19 protein-coding genes are annotated in these 15,179 nt (G+C 63.1%); 8 read left to right on the top strand and 11 right to left on the bottom strand.

From position 1 onward, the window contains the following. Positions 1–27: 27 nt before the first annotated feature. A complete protein-coding gene (locus ACH2EI_RS02685; protein ID WP_395159089.1) occupies positions 28–552 on the bottom strand; it encodes a glycine cleavage system protein R in 525 nt (174 codons plus the stop codon). Positions 553–606: 54 nt separating this feature from the next. Continuing rightward, positions 607–1,644, bottom strand: coding sequence for a TIGR03857 family LLM class F420-dependent oxidoreductase (locus ACH2EI_RS02680; RefSeq protein WP_395153399.1), 1,038 nt, complete (start codon positions 1,642–1,644; stop codon positions 607–609). A 63-nt stretch (positions 1,645–1,707) separates the two neighbouring features. Between ACH2EI_RS02680 and ACH2EI_RS02675 the strand changes: the two genes are divergently transcribed. Both ACH2EI_RS02675 and ACH2EI_RS02670 read left to right on the top strand, forming a co-directional pair. Next, positions 1,708–2,370 carry a VOC family protein gene (locus ACH2EI_RS02675; RefSeq protein ID WP_395159087.1) on the top strand — a complete coding sequence of 221 codons (663 nt, stop codon included), beginning with the start codon at positions 1,708–1,710 and terminating at the stop codon, positions 2,368–2,370. A 39-nt stretch (positions 2,371–2,409) separates the two neighbouring features. Further along, entirely contained in the window at positions 2,410–2,682 is a 273-nt protein-coding gene (locus ACH2EI_RS02670) for a hypothetical protein (RefSeq protein ID WP_395153397.1), read from the top strand. A 14-nt stretch (positions 2,683–2,696) separates the two neighbouring features. Here ACH2EI_RS02670 and ACH2EI_RS02665 read toward each other — a convergent pair whose 3' ends face one another. Further along, positions 2,697–3,020, bottom strand: a complete 324-nt coding sequence (locus ACH2EI_RS02665; RefSeq protein ID WP_395153396.1) for an AzlD domain-containing protein — start codon at positions 3,018–3,020, stop codon at positions 2,697–2,699. Beyond that, a complete protein-coding gene (locus tag ACH2EI_RS02660) occupies positions 3,017–3,742 on the bottom strand; it encodes an AzlC family ABC transporter permease (protein ID WP_395153395.1) in 726 nt (241 codons plus the stop codon). Before ACH2EI_RS02660 ends, ACH2EI_RS02665 begins: the two co-directional genes overlap by 4 nt. A 103-nt stretch (positions 3,743–3,845) precedes the next feature. On the opposite strand from ACH2EI_RS02660, the gene ACH2EI_RS02655 reads away from it, so the two are divergent. Then, positions 3,846–4,631 carry a phosphate/phosphite/phosphonate ABC transporter substrate-binding protein gene (locus ACH2EI_RS02655; RefSeq protein WP_395159085.1) on the top strand — a complete coding sequence of 262 codons (786 nt, stop codon included), beginning with the start codon at positions 3,846–3,848 and terminating at the stop codon, positions 4,629–4,631. Here ACH2EI_RS02655 and ACH2EI_RS02650 read toward each other — a convergent pair. After that, positions 4,625–5,533, bottom strand: a complete 909-nt coding sequence (locus ACH2EI_RS02650) for a LysR family transcriptional regulator (protein WP_395153393.1) — start codon at positions 5,531–5,533, stop codon at positions 4,625–4,627. The two genes, ACH2EI_RS02655 and ACH2EI_RS02650, sit on opposite strands and share 7 nt — an antisense overlap. Positions 5,534–5,719: 186 nt before the next feature. Here ACH2EI_RS02650 and ACH2EI_RS02645 point away from each other — a divergent pair, with 186 nt between their 5' ends. Genes ACH2EI_RS02645 through ACH2EI_RS02635 form a run of 3 tightly spaced genes read left to right on the top strand, consistent with a single transcriptional unit; the run spans position 5,720 to position 8,375 of the window. Continuing rightward, on the top strand, positions 5,720–6,781 hold the full coding sequence (locus tag ACH2EI_RS02645) for a TauD/TfdA family dioxygenase (RefSeq protein WP_395153392.1): 1,062 nt from the start codon (positions 5,720–5,722) through the stop codon (positions 6,779–6,781). After that, on the top strand, positions 6,778–7,392 hold the full coding sequence (locus ACH2EI_RS02640) for an HD domain-containing protein (protein ID WP_395153391.1): 615 nt from the start codon (positions 6,778–6,780) through the stop codon (positions 7,390–7,392). The genes ACH2EI_RS02645 and ACH2EI_RS02640 overlap by 4 nt, the downstream gene beginning before the upstream one ends. Continuing rightward, entirely contained in the window at positions 7,389–8,375 is a 987-nt protein-coding gene (locus ACH2EI_RS02635) for an NAD(P)-dependent oxidoreductase (protein ID WP_395153390.1), read from the top strand. The genes ACH2EI_RS02640 and ACH2EI_RS02635 overlap by 4 nt, the downstream gene beginning before the upstream one ends. Before the next feature lie 46 nt (positions 8,376–8,421). Here ACH2EI_RS02635 and ACH2EI_RS02630 read toward each other — a convergent pair whose 3' ends face one another. Further along, positions 8,422–10,140: an alkyl sulfatase dimerization domain-containing protein gene (locus ACH2EI_RS02630; protein ID WP_395153389.1), complete on the bottom strand. Its 1,719-nt coding sequence runs from the start codon at positions 10,138–10,140 to the stop codon at positions 8,422–8,424. Positions 10,141–10,183: 43 nt separating this feature from the next. Here ACH2EI_RS02630 and ACH2EI_RS02625 point away from each other — a divergent pair, with 43 nt between their 5' ends. Then, on the top strand, positions 10,184–11,161 hold the full coding sequence (locus ACH2EI_RS02625; protein WP_395153388.1) for an SDR family NAD(P)-dependent oxidoreductase: 978 nt from the start codon (positions 10,184–10,186) through the stop codon (positions 11,159–11,161). Between the two features lie 60 nt (positions 11,162–11,221). On the opposite strand, the gene ACH2EI_RS02620 is transcribed toward ACH2EI_RS02625, so the two are convergent. Genes ACH2EI_RS02620 through ACH2EI_RS02600 form a run of 5 tightly spaced genes read right to left on the bottom strand, consistent with a single transcriptional unit; the run spans position 11,222 to position 13,805 of the window. Beyond that, positions 11,222–11,554: a type II toxin-antitoxin system PemK/MazF family toxin gene (locus tag ACH2EI_RS02620; RefSeq protein ID WP_395153387.1), complete on the bottom strand. Its 333-nt coding sequence runs from the start codon at positions 11,552–11,554 to the stop codon at positions 11,222–11,224. Next, a complete protein-coding gene (locus tag ACH2EI_RS02615) occupies positions 11,551–11,769 on the bottom strand; it encodes an antitoxin MazE family protein (protein ID WP_395153386.1) in 219 nt (72 codons plus the stop codon). The genes ACH2EI_RS02620 and ACH2EI_RS02615 overlap by 4 nt, the downstream gene beginning before the upstream one ends. A 57-nt stretch (positions 11,770–11,826) precedes the next feature. Next, positions 11,827–12,333, bottom strand: a complete 507-nt coding sequence (locus ACH2EI_RS02610) for an NUDIX domain-containing protein (protein WP_395159083.1) — start codon at positions 12,331–12,333, stop codon at positions 11,827–11,829. A gap of 20 nt (positions 12,334–12,353) precedes the next feature. Then, positions 12,354–13,028: a prolyl hydroxylase family protein gene (locus tag ACH2EI_RS02605; protein WP_395159081.1), complete on the bottom strand. Its 675-nt coding sequence runs from the start codon at positions 13,026–13,028 to the stop codon at positions 12,354–12,356. 3 nt (positions 13,029–13,031) lie between these two features. Then, on the bottom strand, positions 13,032–13,805 hold the full coding sequence (locus tag ACH2EI_RS02600) for an SDR family oxidoreductase (protein ID WP_395159093.1): 774 nt from the start codon (positions 13,803–13,805) through the stop codon (positions 13,032–13,034). Positions 13,806–13,966: 161 nt separating this feature from the next. Between ACH2EI_RS02600 and ACH2EI_RS02595 the strand changes: the two genes are divergently transcribed. After that, positions 13,967–15,097 (top strand): DUF2855 family protein, encoded by a 1,131-nt coding sequence (locus tag ACH2EI_RS02595; RefSeq protein ID WP_395153383.1) that lies wholly within the window; start codon positions 13,967–13,969, stop codon positions 15,095–15,097. The last annotated feature ends 82 nt before the right edge of the window (positions 15,098–15,179 follow it).

The following is a 15,179-nucleotide window of genomic DNA, read 5'->3' as shown; positions in this document are numbered from 1 at the left end:
CTGTCGGTGTGGTGAAGTTGTTCCGGCTCATCCTGGTCGAAGGTCAAGGTCGACCATCAACTCGTTTGCAATATTCTCAAGTGTTTCGCGGAGATGGTCGAGCGCCAATTCGTTCGGAACTCGCAGCGTGGCCTTTGCTTCGAAGAGTGGCTCGCCGGACATCGGCGCCGACGTCGTGTTGGTTTCGAGTTCGAGGATGCTGACGTCTTGTGTGGCGAGTGCTGCAGAGATCTCGCTCATGATGCCGGGGCGGTCCTGGCCAACGAGTTCGAGACGCAACAGGTTCTCGGGCGGCCCGTCTTCAGTTGACGACGAAGCAATCGCCACCTGCACGTCAAGGAGGCCCTGGGCATTGAGGCCCTCGAGGCTGGCCTGGAGGGCCGTGACGTTGTCGTCGGGTACGGAGACGACGACGATGCCGGCGAACTGGCCGGCAAGCCGCGCCATGTGGCTGCGGTCCCAGCTCCCGCCGTGGCGGGCGATCGGGTCAGCGAGGGCGTCGACGAGCCCCGACGTGTCGTTACCGATGACGGTGAGAACCAGTGTTGCCATGAGTGCAGTGTGCCAGAAGTCGCCAGGCCGAGGTCTGAACTCGGTATGACAAGTTCAGTAGGCGGCAACAATCGGGGCGAGTTCAGTCGGTGTCGCACCGTGCATGATTACGGCATCCGCGCCGAGCGACAGCTGGCGGCGAACTGCTGTGGCACATTGTTTGGCCGAGCCGGTGGCTGCCGGTGCAAGCCATTCGGCTGGGAGCAGGGTGGCGATGTGTTCGAGCTGTTCGGTTGTTGCCACCGCGTCGATTGCTCCCTTGATGCTCTGCACCATGGGGTCGGCACGGAACGCTGTCAGTACTGCCGGGTCCCAGTTGTTTGTCGTGACCATCAGGTCGCCATACGCTTGGAGATAGGTGGCGAGGCGACCGACCGTCTTCTTGAGCCTCAGCGGTTCGTCGATGTGGTCGCCGACTGTGGCGTAGCACGACCAGACCGTGACGTCGCTCGGGTTGCGACCAGCGCGTTCGGCAGCCTGCTTGACCGTCGCGACGCAACGCTGGACTGTCTCGTCGGAGAAGAAGGTGTGGAGGATGACGTTGTCGAATGTTCGACCGCCGAGTTCGAGCGTGTTCGGCCCGAAGGCGACGATCGATAGGTCGATGTCCTCGTCGAACGTCGGGTCGAGCCGGAGTACCGGGTACTTGCCGATGGGGCCGTCGTGGCCAATAATCGTCTCGCCGTGCCACAGGCGGCGCATCACCCCGGCGAAGTCCTCCATTTGCGCGGTCGTGATGCGGTCGATGCCGTACGCATCGAACAGGGGAGCGATGCCGCGACCGATGCCGAGTGAGAAGCGGCCATCGGTCAGTCGGTGCATCGTCGTGGCATGCGCGGCCGTGACAATCGGGTGGCGGGTGTTGTGGTTGGTGGCGCCGGTGATGATCTTGATGTTGCTCGACACCGCGCCAACTGCACCCGACAACGTGCAGGCCTCTTTGATATTGAAACGTTCGGAGATGAACACGGCGCCGAGGCCGAGTTCTTCAGCGTGACGTACCTCGTCGATCAGGTCACGGGGTGACTCTGGCGCTCCGGCCAACGTGTAGAACCCCAACTCTGGATAGTGAATCGACGTGGCATCGCTCATGCTGACAGACCGTAGTGGTGGGCCGACTCGCTCGGCGGGGCGAGCAGTTCGTAGCGTTCCTACATGATCCGTCTTCGCCAGGTTGCCCTCGTCGCCCACGATCTCGATGCCGTTGTTGGTGAACTCTGTGACACGCTCGGCCTCACCGTCTGCTTCAACGATCCAGGAGTCGGTGAGTTCGGCCTCCACAACGCGTTGATGGTGATCGGCGATCAGTTCCTTGAGGTTGTGTCACCAACTCAGCCCGACACCACTGGTGGCCGCCTGCTCGAGAAGCGCAACGGCGACGGCGGGTACATGGCCATCTACGAAGTCGATGACCTCGATGATCGGCTTGAACATCTTGCAGCACACGACGTTCGGATCGTGTGGGCGGGTGACTTCCCGACGATCCGCGGTCGCCACCTGCACCCCCGTGACGTTGGTGGCGTGATTGCTTCGCTCGATCAGCCGATCCCGCAGGGCAGCTGGACTTGGGCCGGCCCGACGTGGCAGCCGAACCAAGACGACTCTGTCGTGGCATCGATTGCCGGGGTCACGGTGGGTGCTACTGCTCCCAACGCGATGTCGGCGCGTTGGCAGGAGCTCGGCCTGAGGACCGCCGTGCGATTTGTCGCAGCGGCTGAGCGCGGCGAAGGACTCGATGGCGTCGACCTGGTAGCCAGTGACCGCGACCGAGTCGGCGAGGCGCACCACATCGGCGGAGTCGCCTTCACGCTCGTGTAACCGAGGGTGTTCGCCGCCCCGACCGACATCGTGGTCGACATGAACGGTTGGTTCAGTGAAGGCTCGGCCTGCAACGCAGTTGGGCCGAAGCGTGTGTTTGATACCCGCCAAGGCCAGAGCCCGGACGCGTTGCGCAACGTCAGCAAGGCCGAGTTGATCGTCAACACGATGATGGAAGTGCAACTCACCGACCTTGCTGGGTTCGTTCCAGGATCTGGTGTTGGTGCGGTGTCGTCGACTGGGACTGTGTGTTTCTACACCTTGGCCTCGACGCATTTGATCGTCGATATCAACGGTTGGTTCGCCACCTGATCGCTGGATCGAGACTAGAAAATCTCTGTCAGGAGAAGTAGCGCAGCCATCCCGGCGAGCAGCATGAACACCAAGTTTTTGGTTCGTAAGCCTACAACGGCCGCAATCCCGAGTGACGCCAGTTCGATCGCATCAATGTCGACGCTTGTGCCACCATCGCCGCCAACTGCCAGGTTCACGGTCAAAGCTGCGAGGACTGCCGGTCCGACGTTCTGCAGTGCTCGTTCGACCACGACCGGAAGTGATCGGTCGGCCAGCAACAGGATCAGCCCAGCCCGAAAGGCATAGGTGCCGAGCGTGGCTGCGACGAGTACGAGGAGCGCAGCGCGATTACTCACTGGTCGACCTCCTGGCGAGTCGTCAGGGTCGTGATCCGTTGCTCGGCAATCGCTCCTGCGACCACGCCACAGACCGCTCCGACGAGGATGCCGAGACGGTCGGACAGCCCGGCTGCAAGGAGCGATATTGACCCGCCGACCAGCGCAGCGACACCGGCGGGCACACGCTTGATTGCGAAGAGCGCCAACCCGGCGAACATGATCACCGGCGCGAAGTCGAGGCGCCATGCCTCGGGGATGACCGGGCCAATCACCATGCCGAGCGGGACAGCGACGTTCCAGGTGGTGCCGAACAACACCATCGTCGTGATGTAGTAGCGACGAAATGAGTCGGGCTCTTGGTCGGATCGCAGCATCGCCAGTGCGAACACCTGATCAATGAGCATGACCGGCCCGACCCAGCGGAACCACCTCGGTTGTTCACGGAACAGCGGTGCCAGCGCAGCGCTGTACATGACGTGGCGGCTGTTGATCACGAGGACTGCGGAGATGATCGCCCAGAGCGATGCCGTGCCGGCAATGGTGACCATCGTGAGCTGGGCAGCACCGGCGAACACCAGGGGAGAGGTGAGCCAGGCAGCCCACAGTGGCATTTCCGACTTGGTCATCGCCAAGCCGAGTACGAAGCCAAATGGGACGGCGGGAATCAGTAGGGGGATCGCATCGGTGAACGCTTGCCGGTCGACACGGCTGTGGCGTGTCGGCGCCGCTTCGGTTTCCACTCGGCGAACCGTACGACCTGCAGTTGGATTCGCACCGCGTGGTTTCTGCCACGGCTGGTGCGGTCGGCACCCGCCTCGATGCGCCGGCTCTAGCCTTGCGTCGGTGCGGCTGATCTCTTACCTGACACCTGGCTACCCGGCGGCCCTGTTCGAAGCATTGGCCGAGTTAATTGGTGTCGATCTCGGTTTCGTCGTCGACCGATCGGGCCCTGACCCCGCGCTCGATCCGTTCGCCGCCGGTACAGCCGATCTTGGATGGCTGTGTTCGACATCGTTCATCGAACTCACCACCGATCGCACGCCGTCGGTCCAGCAGGTCGGCGTTGCCTGGGTCCCTGACGACCCTGACGCACACGGGCAACCGGTGTACTTCTCCGACCTCTTGGTCCGACCCGGCACACATGCTGCCTCGCTCGACGACCTCGCCGGCCTCCGCATTGGGTGCAATGATCCGGCGAGCTTGAGCGGCTATCACGCCCTACGCATCGAACTCGATCGTCGCAACCATGATCCTGACTCGTTCGCCGAACTCGTGATGACCGGTGGCCATCACCACTCGATCGACCAACTGTTGGCGGGTGAGATCGACGCGGCCGTGATCGACTCGATCGTCAGGACACGCCGTGCCCGACAATGGCCTGAAGTGGCTGAGCTGCAGATCGTCGAACGGCTCGGGCCCTGGCCGACGCAGCCGGTTGTGATGCGTGCCGACGCGTCAGCCGACGAGGTTGCACGCATCCGCAAGCAACTGCTCGAAGCAAACAATCATCCCGAGATCATGAGCCTCATGGCAGAGTCAGCGCTCGTCGGGCTGGCGGCGACCCCGGACGACCACTGTGCTGGCATTCGTATGGCCATGGAGCGGCTGAGTTCGCGACTCGATCACTGATACCCGGCGGCACCGGTCTGAGTGAGCCAACCCACCGTTGCTGCAACGGCGCTGCTGGGGCGTCGGCTCGGCCAGGTCACGGTGTACTGCCGGTCTGTACTGATCGTGGGGCCGACCACGACCAGCGCCTTGCCGTCAAGCAGTTCGTCGAGGATGCCGGCCCATCCGAGCGCCACACCACGGCCGAGCATTACCTGCTGCAAGACGCTCGGGTAACTGTTGAACTCGACACGCCCTCGGCTCGGCGTGAGTCGGAGGTCGAAGCGTTCGAGCCAGTCAGCCCACGACATCCACGGCCGGTCCGCCGAGTCCATGTGCAGCAGCGGCGCCGCGAGAACATCAGCGGCAGGGCTCTCGGAGTGCAGACCGTGTGCTGCAGCCAGGCTCGGCGTCGCAACCGGGAACACCGACTCGCCAAACAGTGCAACTTCCTCGTGGCCCGGCCATGGCTCGGCCGAGACGCGAACAGCGGCGTGGAACGAGCCGTTCGCCAGTTCTGATTCGCGGTCGTACAGCCACAGGCGGAGGTCTTGATCGCCGAGCGCCTGCTGCAGCGAATCGAGTGCGGGAAGCACAAGTTGCTGAGCGAAACCGGGCGGCATAGCCAGAACAAAAGTGTCATCGGTGTGAGTGACCTCAGACAGGGTGTGCTCGATGGCGGCGAAGCTGACGTCAAGGCTGTCGGCGAGGGCCCGCCCGGCAGCAGTGAGGGCCACGCGGTTCGACTGCCGATCGAACAGCGCAGTATCGAGTGCAGTCTCTAGCTGTTTGATCTGACGGGTCACAGCCGGCTGAGCGATGCCTAACTCGCGACCAGCCGCAGACAGAGAACCAAGTCGTGCAGCTGCTTCGAACACGGCCAGCCGCTGCAGACGATCAACCTGACGAACCAGCTGTCTCACGCTGCCGTCCCAGCCTGTAGATTCGTACGAGTCATAACAACAGAGTATGGCACCCTGCCGAACAAACGTCTGTCACGATCAGCAGTAGACGTGGAAACTAAATCTGTGCGTGCCGAAACCAAACCAGCCATTTTGTGTTCTGCCGAGCGCGGACGGTTGCAGGTGGGTGGACATTTGATCCACCCAATGCAGCTACTCGAACGCCTCAGCGCTCATGTCGATGCGACCAACAGACAGCGACTGTGGGAGCCGCTCGATGTACCGGCCGACCTAGAAGTGGTCGGCGTCGAGCAGTGCGGTCCTGCAGTACTGGTTGATTTCAGTGACGGCGAGCGGGTCGAGTTCGAGTTGTCATCGATCTTGCAACTCATTGGTGTGGAAGGCTCGGCCCATGCCGACGTTCCTCGTCCGGCTCCACGCCCTTGGACCTCCTGCGACACGGCGGTTCCACTGGTCGATTACCGGGAACTGTGTGACCCTTCGACCTCGGAGGAGGCGCTCATTGCAGCACTCAGCACGTTCTTCGAACTCGGCTGCTTCGTCTTGACCAACACGCCTGCCGAGGTGGGTGCTCTCCGGGAGATCACTCGCCCGTTCGGAAGGATCTCTGCGACCAACTTCGGCGAGCTCTTCGACGTGCGCACCGAACCGCGACCGGTCGATCTGGCATACACCCCGGTGGCGTTGTCGGCCCACACCGATCAGCCGTATCGGGCGCCGGTGCCTGGCCTGCAATTCCTCCACGCGATCCTCAACGATGCCCCTGGTGGGGCTTCAACGATGGTCGATGGTTTGGCAGCTGCAGATGCTCTCGCCGAAGCTGATCCCGAAGCCCACGCAGTGCTCACGACCCTGCCGATCGAGTTTCGCTATGACATCGGGTCGGACATGAAGCGCGCTGACGGTCCGCTGATCGAACGAGCTGCCGATGGGACGTTTCGACAAATACGATTCTCACCCCGGCTCGACTTCGCACCGTCTGTCGACGCTGACCTCCTCGACGTGTACTACCGCGGGCGTCGCTGGCTTGCTACAGCACTGAACGACCCCACCCGTCAACTGAACTACCGGATGCGTTCTGGCGATGTTGTCGTTGTCGACAACCATCGAGTACTGCACGGCCGGACGGCATTCGATCCGACTCGTGGCGCCCGCCACCTGCAAGGGTGTTACATCGACCACGACGGTCCGCTGACCGCTTGGACGCTTGCCTGGCGCCGGCTTAACGAACGAAAGCGACACGAATGAACGAACCGTCAACGACCGAAGAACGCGTCGTCTCATTCACGGAGATGCAGCACGGAACGGCGGCCGACTACTCGTTGCTCGACGGATTTGAACGGACCCATGCGCGCGGCGTAGCCGATCGCCTGCTCGGCGTACTGGAACGGCTCGACGGCTCGCTCGGCGGCTACCAGATCACTCGGCTCGAACACTCGCTGCAGGCGGCGACTCGCGCACGCCTCGACGGTGCCGATATCGACTGGGTTGTCGCTGCGCTGCTCCACGACATTGGCGATGAGCTTGCCCCCTACAACCACTCGGCGTACGCGGCGAGTGTGCTGCGGCCCTACGTGCGCGAGGAAGTCGCCTGGGTGATCGAACAACACGGCGTCTTCCAGAGCTACTACTACGCCCACCACCTCGACGGTGACCGAAACGGGCGCGAGGAATTCCGTGATCACCCGTGGTTCGACCTGTGCTTCGAGTTCTGCTCTCGGTGGGATCAGAATTCGTTCGATCCCGACTTTCCGATTCACCCGTTGGACTCGTTCGTCGATGACGTGCGAACCGTGTTCGCTCGCGATGCGTGGGACGCCGAGGTGGTCGCCGCAGGTCCTATCGTGCTCGTCGCATGAACAACGACACCCTCGATCTCACATCACTCGCCGTCGGCTTTGTCGGCCTCGGCAACGTCGGCGGCAAGCTCGCTGGCTCGCTGCTCCGCAATGGGGTCGACCTCACGGTGCGCGATCTCGATGATGACCTCGTTGCCGACTTCGTCGCTCGCGGAGCACGTTCAGCGGCGACTCCCGCAGACTTGGCGGCGACCTGTGATGTTGTCATCACGTGCCTTCCTTCGCCTGCTGCATCGGCTGCAGTGTTGGAAGCCGACGACGGACTGCTCGCAGCATGGCGGCCCGGCACGGTCTGGATGGAGATGTCGACCACCGACTCCTCGGAGATCACACGGCTTGGTGCACTGGTTGCCGCAGCCGGGGGTGCCGCCGTCGACTGTCCAGTGTCGGGCGGCTGCCATCGCGCGGCAACGGGAAATATTTCGATCTTCGCTGGCACCGACCGGGCCACCTTCGAACGCGTGCTCCCGCTGCTCACCATCCTCGGCCGGCGGGTGCTCCATACCGGTGATCTCGGGTCGGCGTCGATCCTGAAGGTCGCCACGAACTACCTCGCCACCGCCAATCTCATTGCTGTCACCGAAGCACTGACGACGATGGCGGCCGCAGGCATCGACCTGGCGACCACGTTCGAAGCATTCAAGATCTCGAGCGGCAACTCGTTCGTCCACGAGACGGAGAGCCAGATGATCCTGAACGGCTCTCGCGATATCAGCTTCACGATGGACCTGGTGTTGAAAGACATCGGGCTGTTCCAGAGCATCGCCGATGACGTCGGCGTGCCGTTGGAGATGAACCCGCTGATGATCGATATTTTCCGTGACGCTGCCGCGCGCTACGGCGAGCGGGAGTGGTCGGACAACGTCATCCGCCGGCTCGAAGACGCGACCGGTTTGTCCGTTGTTGCACCCGGCTTCCCCGACGTACTCCTCGACGACGAACCTGAAGAGCGTGGCGCCGAGGTCGTGGTCAGGCGAGCCTGACCACAACGTTGAACGCCGGGCTGATCATTGGGCTTGATCCGGTGCCTCAGGCGTTCTCGAATGCCGGGTGTTCGAACCAACTGAAGAACGTGGTGATGTCACCAGCTGTCGCGGATGACGCGGCACCCGAAGCGAGCGCGTCGGCGATCGAGATCTTCCCCGTCACGATCTCCGCCCAGGTGTCTCGATCCATGCTGACGGTGGCATCGGCGCGAGAGCCGTCGGTCAGCACCGCGACCCCGCGACGTACGTGCAAGCCGGCCCGAGCGTCGGGCAATTCGACGGCAACGTGCATCGACCGGCCCGTGCATCGCAGTGGATCGAGCATGACCCGCAGCGTGGAAAGCGCATCGCTCGGGTCGCCTTGGCGGACTGCTTCGCGATCGAACCTGTGAGCGTGGAAGCGGTCGGTGCTCATGGTTCCGTCGAGGTGGCGGGCACGCGTGAGGCACCAGTTCCTGATGTTTGCCGCCGTCGTCCGCTGCGCAATCGTGCGAAGCAGGTCGGCCAACCGCTGGCGATCGGCAGCGCCTGATTCGTCGTCGGCAACGCGTACCAACCATGTGGCCATGTCGATTGCCCAGCGCAGATCGTCGGCTGCCGTAGCGACCTCGATTTGTGCTCGGACTGCGTCGGCGCCTCCAAACCCGTCAATGAGTTTCTCGGCACGATCGCGCGGCGGTACCGGGAAGAGGTTGGCCTCATCGCCGTCGAAGAAGCCGCGCAGGCCAGCGTGGATCTGACGGACGTGATGTTCGACGACGCCGTAGAACTGTGTTTGGAGATACGACGCCGTGTACTCGGCAGGCAGTTGGACGAACTCGGTGAGTTCGCCCGAGACGAGACCCTTGTTGATCCCGCGTACGGTCTGGTCCCACAGGAACCGGACCGCATCGCTGCTGCGTTCGACTTGTTCGGCGACCTGGTCGCGGCCAGACAGCGGCGGGCCGTGTGCGCCGACGAGATGCTCGGCGTCGAGCGAGGCGACATGATCGAGCCCACGGAGCAACACGCGTGGGTCGCGGTACTCCTCGCCGCGTATCGCGAACACGTTGAACAGCACCGGCCACACGATGTTGTTGACGCAGACCTCGAGGTCGGGAAACCAGATGTTGACGGAGTCGTCAGCGTCGGACGGCGCCGGTGTGAACTCGACGCGCAGGCCGGCAATAGTCGCGTTTGTCGACTCAGTAAAGGTGTTGGTTGGTTCGATGAACCCCTCGGTGAACGGGCGATGTTCGGCGTTGCGGAACGCGGTGCCGAGGCCGACGTTGACGAGCGCATCCGGCCCGCTGTCGGGAAGCGTCATACCGAATTGGTGGATGAGGCCAGATCGTGCGACGGGGCCCACTTCGGAACCGTTTCGCGCCCGGTTGCCGACGACCCCGGCATGGCTCCAGATTGGCACACTGCCGCCCGCTCCAGGCACAGCGGCTGTTCCGCCGACATAGTGGAAATGGGTATAGATGACAGCGGCGACCGGGGTATCGGTTTCCTCGGCGACAGCCTTCAGGGCGTACTGCATCTCCTCGACGCACTCGCCGGTGTCGATCGCGATCAGCCCGTCCGGGCCTTCGATGAATGTCTGATTCGACAGTCCATTTCCAACCATGCACCAGACGCCGGCGCGGACCTTCCAGAGCTTCCGCTCGAACCGTTCGCCGTGTGCGACGCTCGCACGATGCGCGAGCCCGCCGTTCGGTGCAGCCACCGTTTCGGAACCATCAGGATGAAAGCTCGCCGGGTGTGATGTTCGAGTTGTCATACCCGGATCTTGACAGAATGAGGCAGTGCGATACGGTCCGGCGATGTCCGTAACTCTGCAGAACCCGCTCAACTCCGGTTTCGGAATGCGCTCGACGCCGAGCGAGGTCATCGCCGGCGCCGACCTCTCAGGCAAGCTCGCCGTGGTGACCGGTGGCTACTCGGGACTCGGTCTCGAAAGCACCAAAGGGCTCGCCGAAGCCGGTGCCGACGTCATCGTTCCGGCCCGACGTCCCGACCATGCGCGTGAAGTGCTTGCCAGCCTCGGTGCCACCAAGGGAACGGTGACCGTCGACGAGATGGACCTCGGCGACCTTGCAAGCGCCGGCGGTTTCGGTGAGCGGATGGCGGCAGCCGGTCGGCCCGTCGACATCTTGATCAACAACGCCGCGATTATGGCGTGCCCCGAGAAGCGGATCGGTGACGGCTGGGAATCGCAGTTCGCCACCAACCACCTCGGTCATTTCGTGATGACGAACAACATGTGGCCGGTGCTCGCCGATGGCGGTGCCCGGGTCGTGGTGCTCTCATCGACAGGTCACAAGCTGTCCGACATCCGTTACGACGACCCGCAGTTCAGTACCGGCTACGACAAGTGGCAGGCGTACGGCCAAGCGAAGACCGCCAACGCACTGTTCGCCGTGCAGCTCGATGCGCTCGGCCAGGCCGACGGTGTGCGCACGTTTGCCGTGCACCCTGGCGGGATTATGACTGGGCTGCAGCGCCACCTTCCTCAAGAAGAGATGATCGCCATGGGTTGGATGGACGCTGAGGGCAACCTCAACGAGATGTTCAAGACGCCCGAGCAGGGCGCGTCGACGTCGACCTGGGCAGCGGTGTCACCGCAGCTTGATGGCCTGGGCGGGGTCTACTGCGACAACTGCGACATCGCCCCGATGGAAGACCTCGACAGCCCGTACGCGCGGTTTGTTGGCGTGAAGCCCTACGCGGTCGACGCCGACAACGCCTCCCGCCTGTGGGACCTGTCAGTCGAGCTCACCGGCATCAACGCCTTCGGCTGACCCGGCGGTGGGTTGCGATGTCGAGACACGGGTGATTTCGGAGCGTTGCGGGGTGGTCGGTCAGGGGGTCGCGAGTCCGAGGAACACGACGATAGAACGGCCGAGTCTCGCCAGGTCGTCGTCGGACAGGTGGCCGATCCGCTCGCCGAGCTTGGAGCGCTGCACGGTGGCGATCTTGTCGACCATCAGTCGGCTTGGTTGTCGGATTCCTGTTGTCGCATCGGCCTCGACCGGTACACGAAACAGTGGAGCATCGGTCTCGTCAGTGGTGAACGCACAGATCGTGACAGACGCAGTTGCGTTGAAGAGGTCGTCTTGGACAATGACGACCGGTCGTGGTTTGCCGACGTAGCCGCTACCGGCAGCAGCGGTCCAGATCTCACCGCGCTTCACTCGTCATCGCCGAGTGCGTCGATGAAGGCTTGATCATCGGCCTCGATGCCGCTGGCCGCAACGGCGACGGACTGCTCATGTGCTTGTTGAGCGAACTGGGGTGATCGGACGTCGGGCACCCAGAACTGAACAGGGCGTAAGCCCTGTGCCCGGAGCCGCTCTCGATGAGCGCGAACCCGGACTGCACTTGGGGCGGTCGAACGTTCGCGAGCCATGGCAGAATGTTACATGTAACAAAGGTGCCGGCGCAACAGTGCGTTGTCTCCATGACCTCAAAACTGCCCAGAACGTTCGGCCTCTCTGACGGCCGCCGACGGCTCCTGATCGGCATGTACGAGTTCGAGTGCATCGGCAAGCAGTCGTTGCAAAGAGGGATCGGCCAGTTCGAGTCGTTCAAGGTCGTCGAGCCCAAACCAACCGAGTTCGTCGTGCTCGTCGGGCGCACGGTTGGCGATTTCTCCGGACCACTCGGTGACGACCCAGACGTAAAGCGTGAGACCAGGAGCCGGGTCAAAAACTCGGAATGGTTCATTGCTCTCGATACGGACCTCAATCCCAAGCTCTTCGCGGAGCTCTCTGAGCACTGCGTCTGCCGGGGTTTCGCCGGCATCGATGTGACCTCCTGGGATGTCCCAGACATTTGGATACCAACGTCGGTTTGGATGACGGTGGCACAAGAGTATTTGGTCCGCCTTGACCAGCACCGCTGTTGCAACGAGGTGATGGCCGTCCATCCGTGGCGTCTCGCACGGCCTTTTACTGGCAGGCAAGGGCTCCATGCTGTTGCTGTGCTTCGGAGCTATTCGGCCGCACTGGCCGCCGACTGACGATGCACGTTCTGATCACGGTAAGGCCTGGCTCGAAACCACAGGTTGCACGCCCATTTCTGACCGGCAACGACCGGCAATCCGCCGTGCAGCGACTTTGGATGGCGCGTGAAGTCGGCGAGTGTGCGGTCGGCGAGGTTGTGGAAGATCACCATGCGGCCGGGCTTGGCCTCTATCTCGAGGTCGAGCTTCGGGAAGATCGTGCCGCCACCCGCTTCGACGGCATTGAGATACATCAGGGCGGTCACGATCCGCTGACCGCCCTGCTCGGTTCGCTGGCGACCCTTCTCGGTGTTCATGTTGTATGCGTCGAAGTGCGGCTTGTACTGCTCGGTCTCGCCGTAGTGCACGACCTGCACCGACTCTGCGTGCCCGATCGGGATGCCGACGAGGTCGCTGACCCGTCCGACGAGGCTTTGCACGACGGCGGTCTCATCGTGTTTGACCCACGCAACGCGACCCGTTCGGCCGTCGCTCGTGGTCGCTTCGCCGACAGCGCTGACGAGTGCCGTATCAAGCCGGTCGGCCGCGAGATGGACGATGTGATGGCGTTCGGCCTCAGTGATGAAGTCGTCGATCACCTGGACAAGCGGGTCGCACGCCACCTCGTCACCCAGGTCATACGAGTCACGCAGCCGGAAACCCATGATCTACAGAGTGGAGATGCCGCCGTCAACGGGGATGACGGTGCCAGTCGTGTAGGCACCGGCGCGGCTGGACAGGAAGATCACTGCACCTGCGATGTCTTGTGCCGTGCCGATCCGCTTGCGCGGGTTCGAACTGTGGACAAGCTCGGAGCGCTCTTCGTCTTCGAGCATGTACGCCATCATCTTCGACGGGAACGGGCCCGGTGCAATCGAGTTCAGCAGGATGTGCTCACCAACGAGATGTGCGGCCATGTGGCGCGTCATCATGTGGATGGCGGCTTTCGACGCCGAGTACGAGTAGTTGTCGCCGTGCGGCACTCGGATGCCGTCGATGGAGCCGATCATGACCACGCGTGCAGGGTCTTCGGCCGTTCCGCTGGCCTTCAGTTGGGGGAGGAGCGCCTGGGTGAGCATGAAGGGTGCCTTGACGTTGATGTCCATCACCTTGTCGAATCCGATGGCGGGGAACTCGCCCAGCGGCGCGCCCCATGCGGCACCGGCGTTGTTCACGAGGATGTCGATCTGGCCTTCTTGCTCGGTGACGGCTGCGACGAAGGCGTCGATGCCCTCGGTCGTCGACATGTCACCGGGGATCGAGATGCACTCGCCGTGTTCGCGCAGCTCCGCTGCCGCGGCGTCGCACGCATCGGCCTTGCGAGCCGTGATGTACACCTTCACACCGTTGGCCACCAGGCCCGCAGCGATCATGTAGCCGATACCGCGGGAGCCGCCCGTAACGATGGCGACCTTGCCAGACAGCCCAAAGAGGCTCGTCACGTCGAGTGCGGGGTGGTCGGCGTTGCGGTAGTTCGAAGCTTCGGTCATGCCCCTGGTTGTAGCCGGTCGGTGCGACCCAAGACCAACTGCACGACCCTGCTGACGGCGATATGTCCACTTTTGACCCAAGGGGAAAAGGACATTGCTGTCATGCTGGACCGATGGAGAACGACATTGTTTCTGTCCTCGAGATCGAACGCAAAGCCATTGCCAACTCACGGCTCATCGACACGCCGGCGCAGCCGCTCGACGACGGGCAAGTCCGCGTGTCGGTCGATCGCTTCGCGTTGACGGCGAACAACATCACGTATGCCGTGTTTGGCGACATGCTCGCCTACTGGGAGTTCTTTCCGACCGAGCCGCCATTCGGCCGCGTGCCGGCAATGGCATGGGCCTCGGTGACCGAATCAGCCAACTCCGACATCGCAGTCGGCTCGCGTTACTACGGCTGGTTTCCGATGGCGACTGAGACTGTCATCACTGCAACGGCGACTCGTGACGGCTTCCGCGACGACGGCGCGCACCGCCAGCCGCACGCTCCGGTCTACCGCGCCTACGTCGACACGAAGAACGACCCGATGTACGACGACGCGCCGGACGGCGAAGATCGCCACACGCTGCTGCGCGGACTCTTCCTGACTGGATTTCTCGCTGAAGAGTTCTTTGCCGACTCCGGCGGTGGCGTCGCCTCGGGCGAAGCCCCATACTTCGGTGCAGGGCAAGTCACGGTGCTCTCCGCATCGTCGAAGACCGCGATCGGTTTCGCGCAGCGCGCCAAAGAACGCGGCATCGTCAAGGTCATCGGGCTCACGTCGGCCGACAACGTCGAGTTCGTGAAGAGTCTCGGTTTCTACGACACCGTGCTCTCCTACGACGAGACGGATCAGCTCGACGCAAGTATCCCGTCGGTGTCGATCGACATGGCGGGCAACCCGACCGTGCTTGGCGCCGTCCACAAGCAGCTGGGCGACCAACTCGCGTATTCGATGACCGTCGGCCGCAGCCATCACGACGCTCCGAACTCGACTGCCGAGGACGCAGCGGCGCTCGCTGGCCCGACGCCGAAGATGTTCTTCGCTCCGACCGAGGTTGGCCGCCGCCAACAAGAGTGGGGTCGTGAGGACTACGCCCAGCGATGCGCCGACGCGATGACCAAGTTCGCCGAAGGCAGCCGATCGTGGCTGACCATCGACCACCGCACGGGCGTCGGCGCAATGGCACAGGCATGGGCCGACGTCCACGACGGCAACGTTGCGCCGAACGTCGGCGTCGTCGTCGTTCCAAACGGCTAAGGGGGGCACGGAGCCCGTCATCCCGTTCTGGGGCACGGAGCCCGTCATCCCGTTCTGGGGCACGGAGCCCGTCATCCCGTTC

The sequence above is a fragment of the Ilumatobacter sp. genome (genome assembly GCF_041688325.1).
In the GTDB taxonomy this organism is placed as follows: Bacteria; Actinomycetota; Acidimicrobiia; order Acidimicrobiales; family Ilumatobacteraceae; genus Ilumatobacter_A.
Note: the sequence above shows the minus strand (reverse complement) of the source record. Positions and strands in the feature narration are given on the sequence as shown.

Bases quoted from the DNA above. Each gene is read 5' to 3' on its own strand.
- ACH2EI_RS02675 (WP_395159087.1), top strand. From the start codon at position 1,708: ATGATCCGTCTTCGCCAGGTTGCCCTCGTCGCCCACGATCTCGATGCC.
- ACH2EI_RS02645 (WP_395153392.1), top strand. From the start codon at position 5,720: ATGCAGCTACTCGAACGCCTCAGCGCTCATGTCGATGCGACCAACAGA.
- ACH2EI_RS02680 (WP_395153399.1), bottom strand. From the start codon at position 1,644: ATGAGCGATGCCACGTCGATTCACTATCCAGAGTTGGGGTTCTACACG.
- ACH2EI_RS02640 (WP_395153391.1), top strand. From the start codon at position 6,778: ATGAACGAACCGTCAACGACCGAAGAACGCGTCGTCTCATTCACGGAG.
- ACH2EI_RS02685 (WP_395159089.1), bottom strand. From the start codon at position 552: ATGGCAACACTGGTTCTCACCGTCATCGGTAACGACACGTCGGGGCTC.
- ACH2EI_RS02615 (WP_395153386.1), bottom strand. From the start codon at position 11,769: ATGGCTCGCGAACGTTCGACCGCCCCAAGTGCAGTCCGGGTTCGCGCT.
- ACH2EI_RS02635 (WP_395153390.1), top strand. From the start codon at position 7,389: ATGAACAACGACACCCTCGATCTCACATCACTCGCCGTCGGCTTTGTC.
- ACH2EI_RS02595 (WP_395153383.1), top strand. From the start codon at position 13,967: ATGGAGAACGACATTGTTTCTGTCCTCGAGATCGAACGCAAAGCCATT.
- ACH2EI_RS02630 (WP_395153389.1), bottom strand. From the start codon at position 10,140: ATGACAACTCGAACATCACACCCGGCGAGCTTTCATCCTGATGGTTCC.
- ACH2EI_RS02625 (WP_395153388.1), top strand. From the start codon at position 10,184: ATGTCCGTAACTCTGCAGAACCCGCTCAACTCCGGTTTCGGAATGCGC.
- ACH2EI_RS02670 (WP_395153397.1), top strand. From the start codon at position 2,410: ATGAACGGTTGGTTCAGTGAAGGCTCGGCCTGCAACGCAGTTGGGCCG.
- ACH2EI_RS02610 (WP_395159083.1), bottom strand. From the start codon at position 12,333: ATGGAGCCCTTGCCTGCCAGTAAAAGGCCGTGCGAGACGCCACGGATG.
- ACH2EI_RS02605 (WP_395159081.1), bottom strand. From the start codon at position 13,028: ATGGGTTTCCGGCTGCGTGACTCGTATGACCTGGGTGACGAGGTGGCG.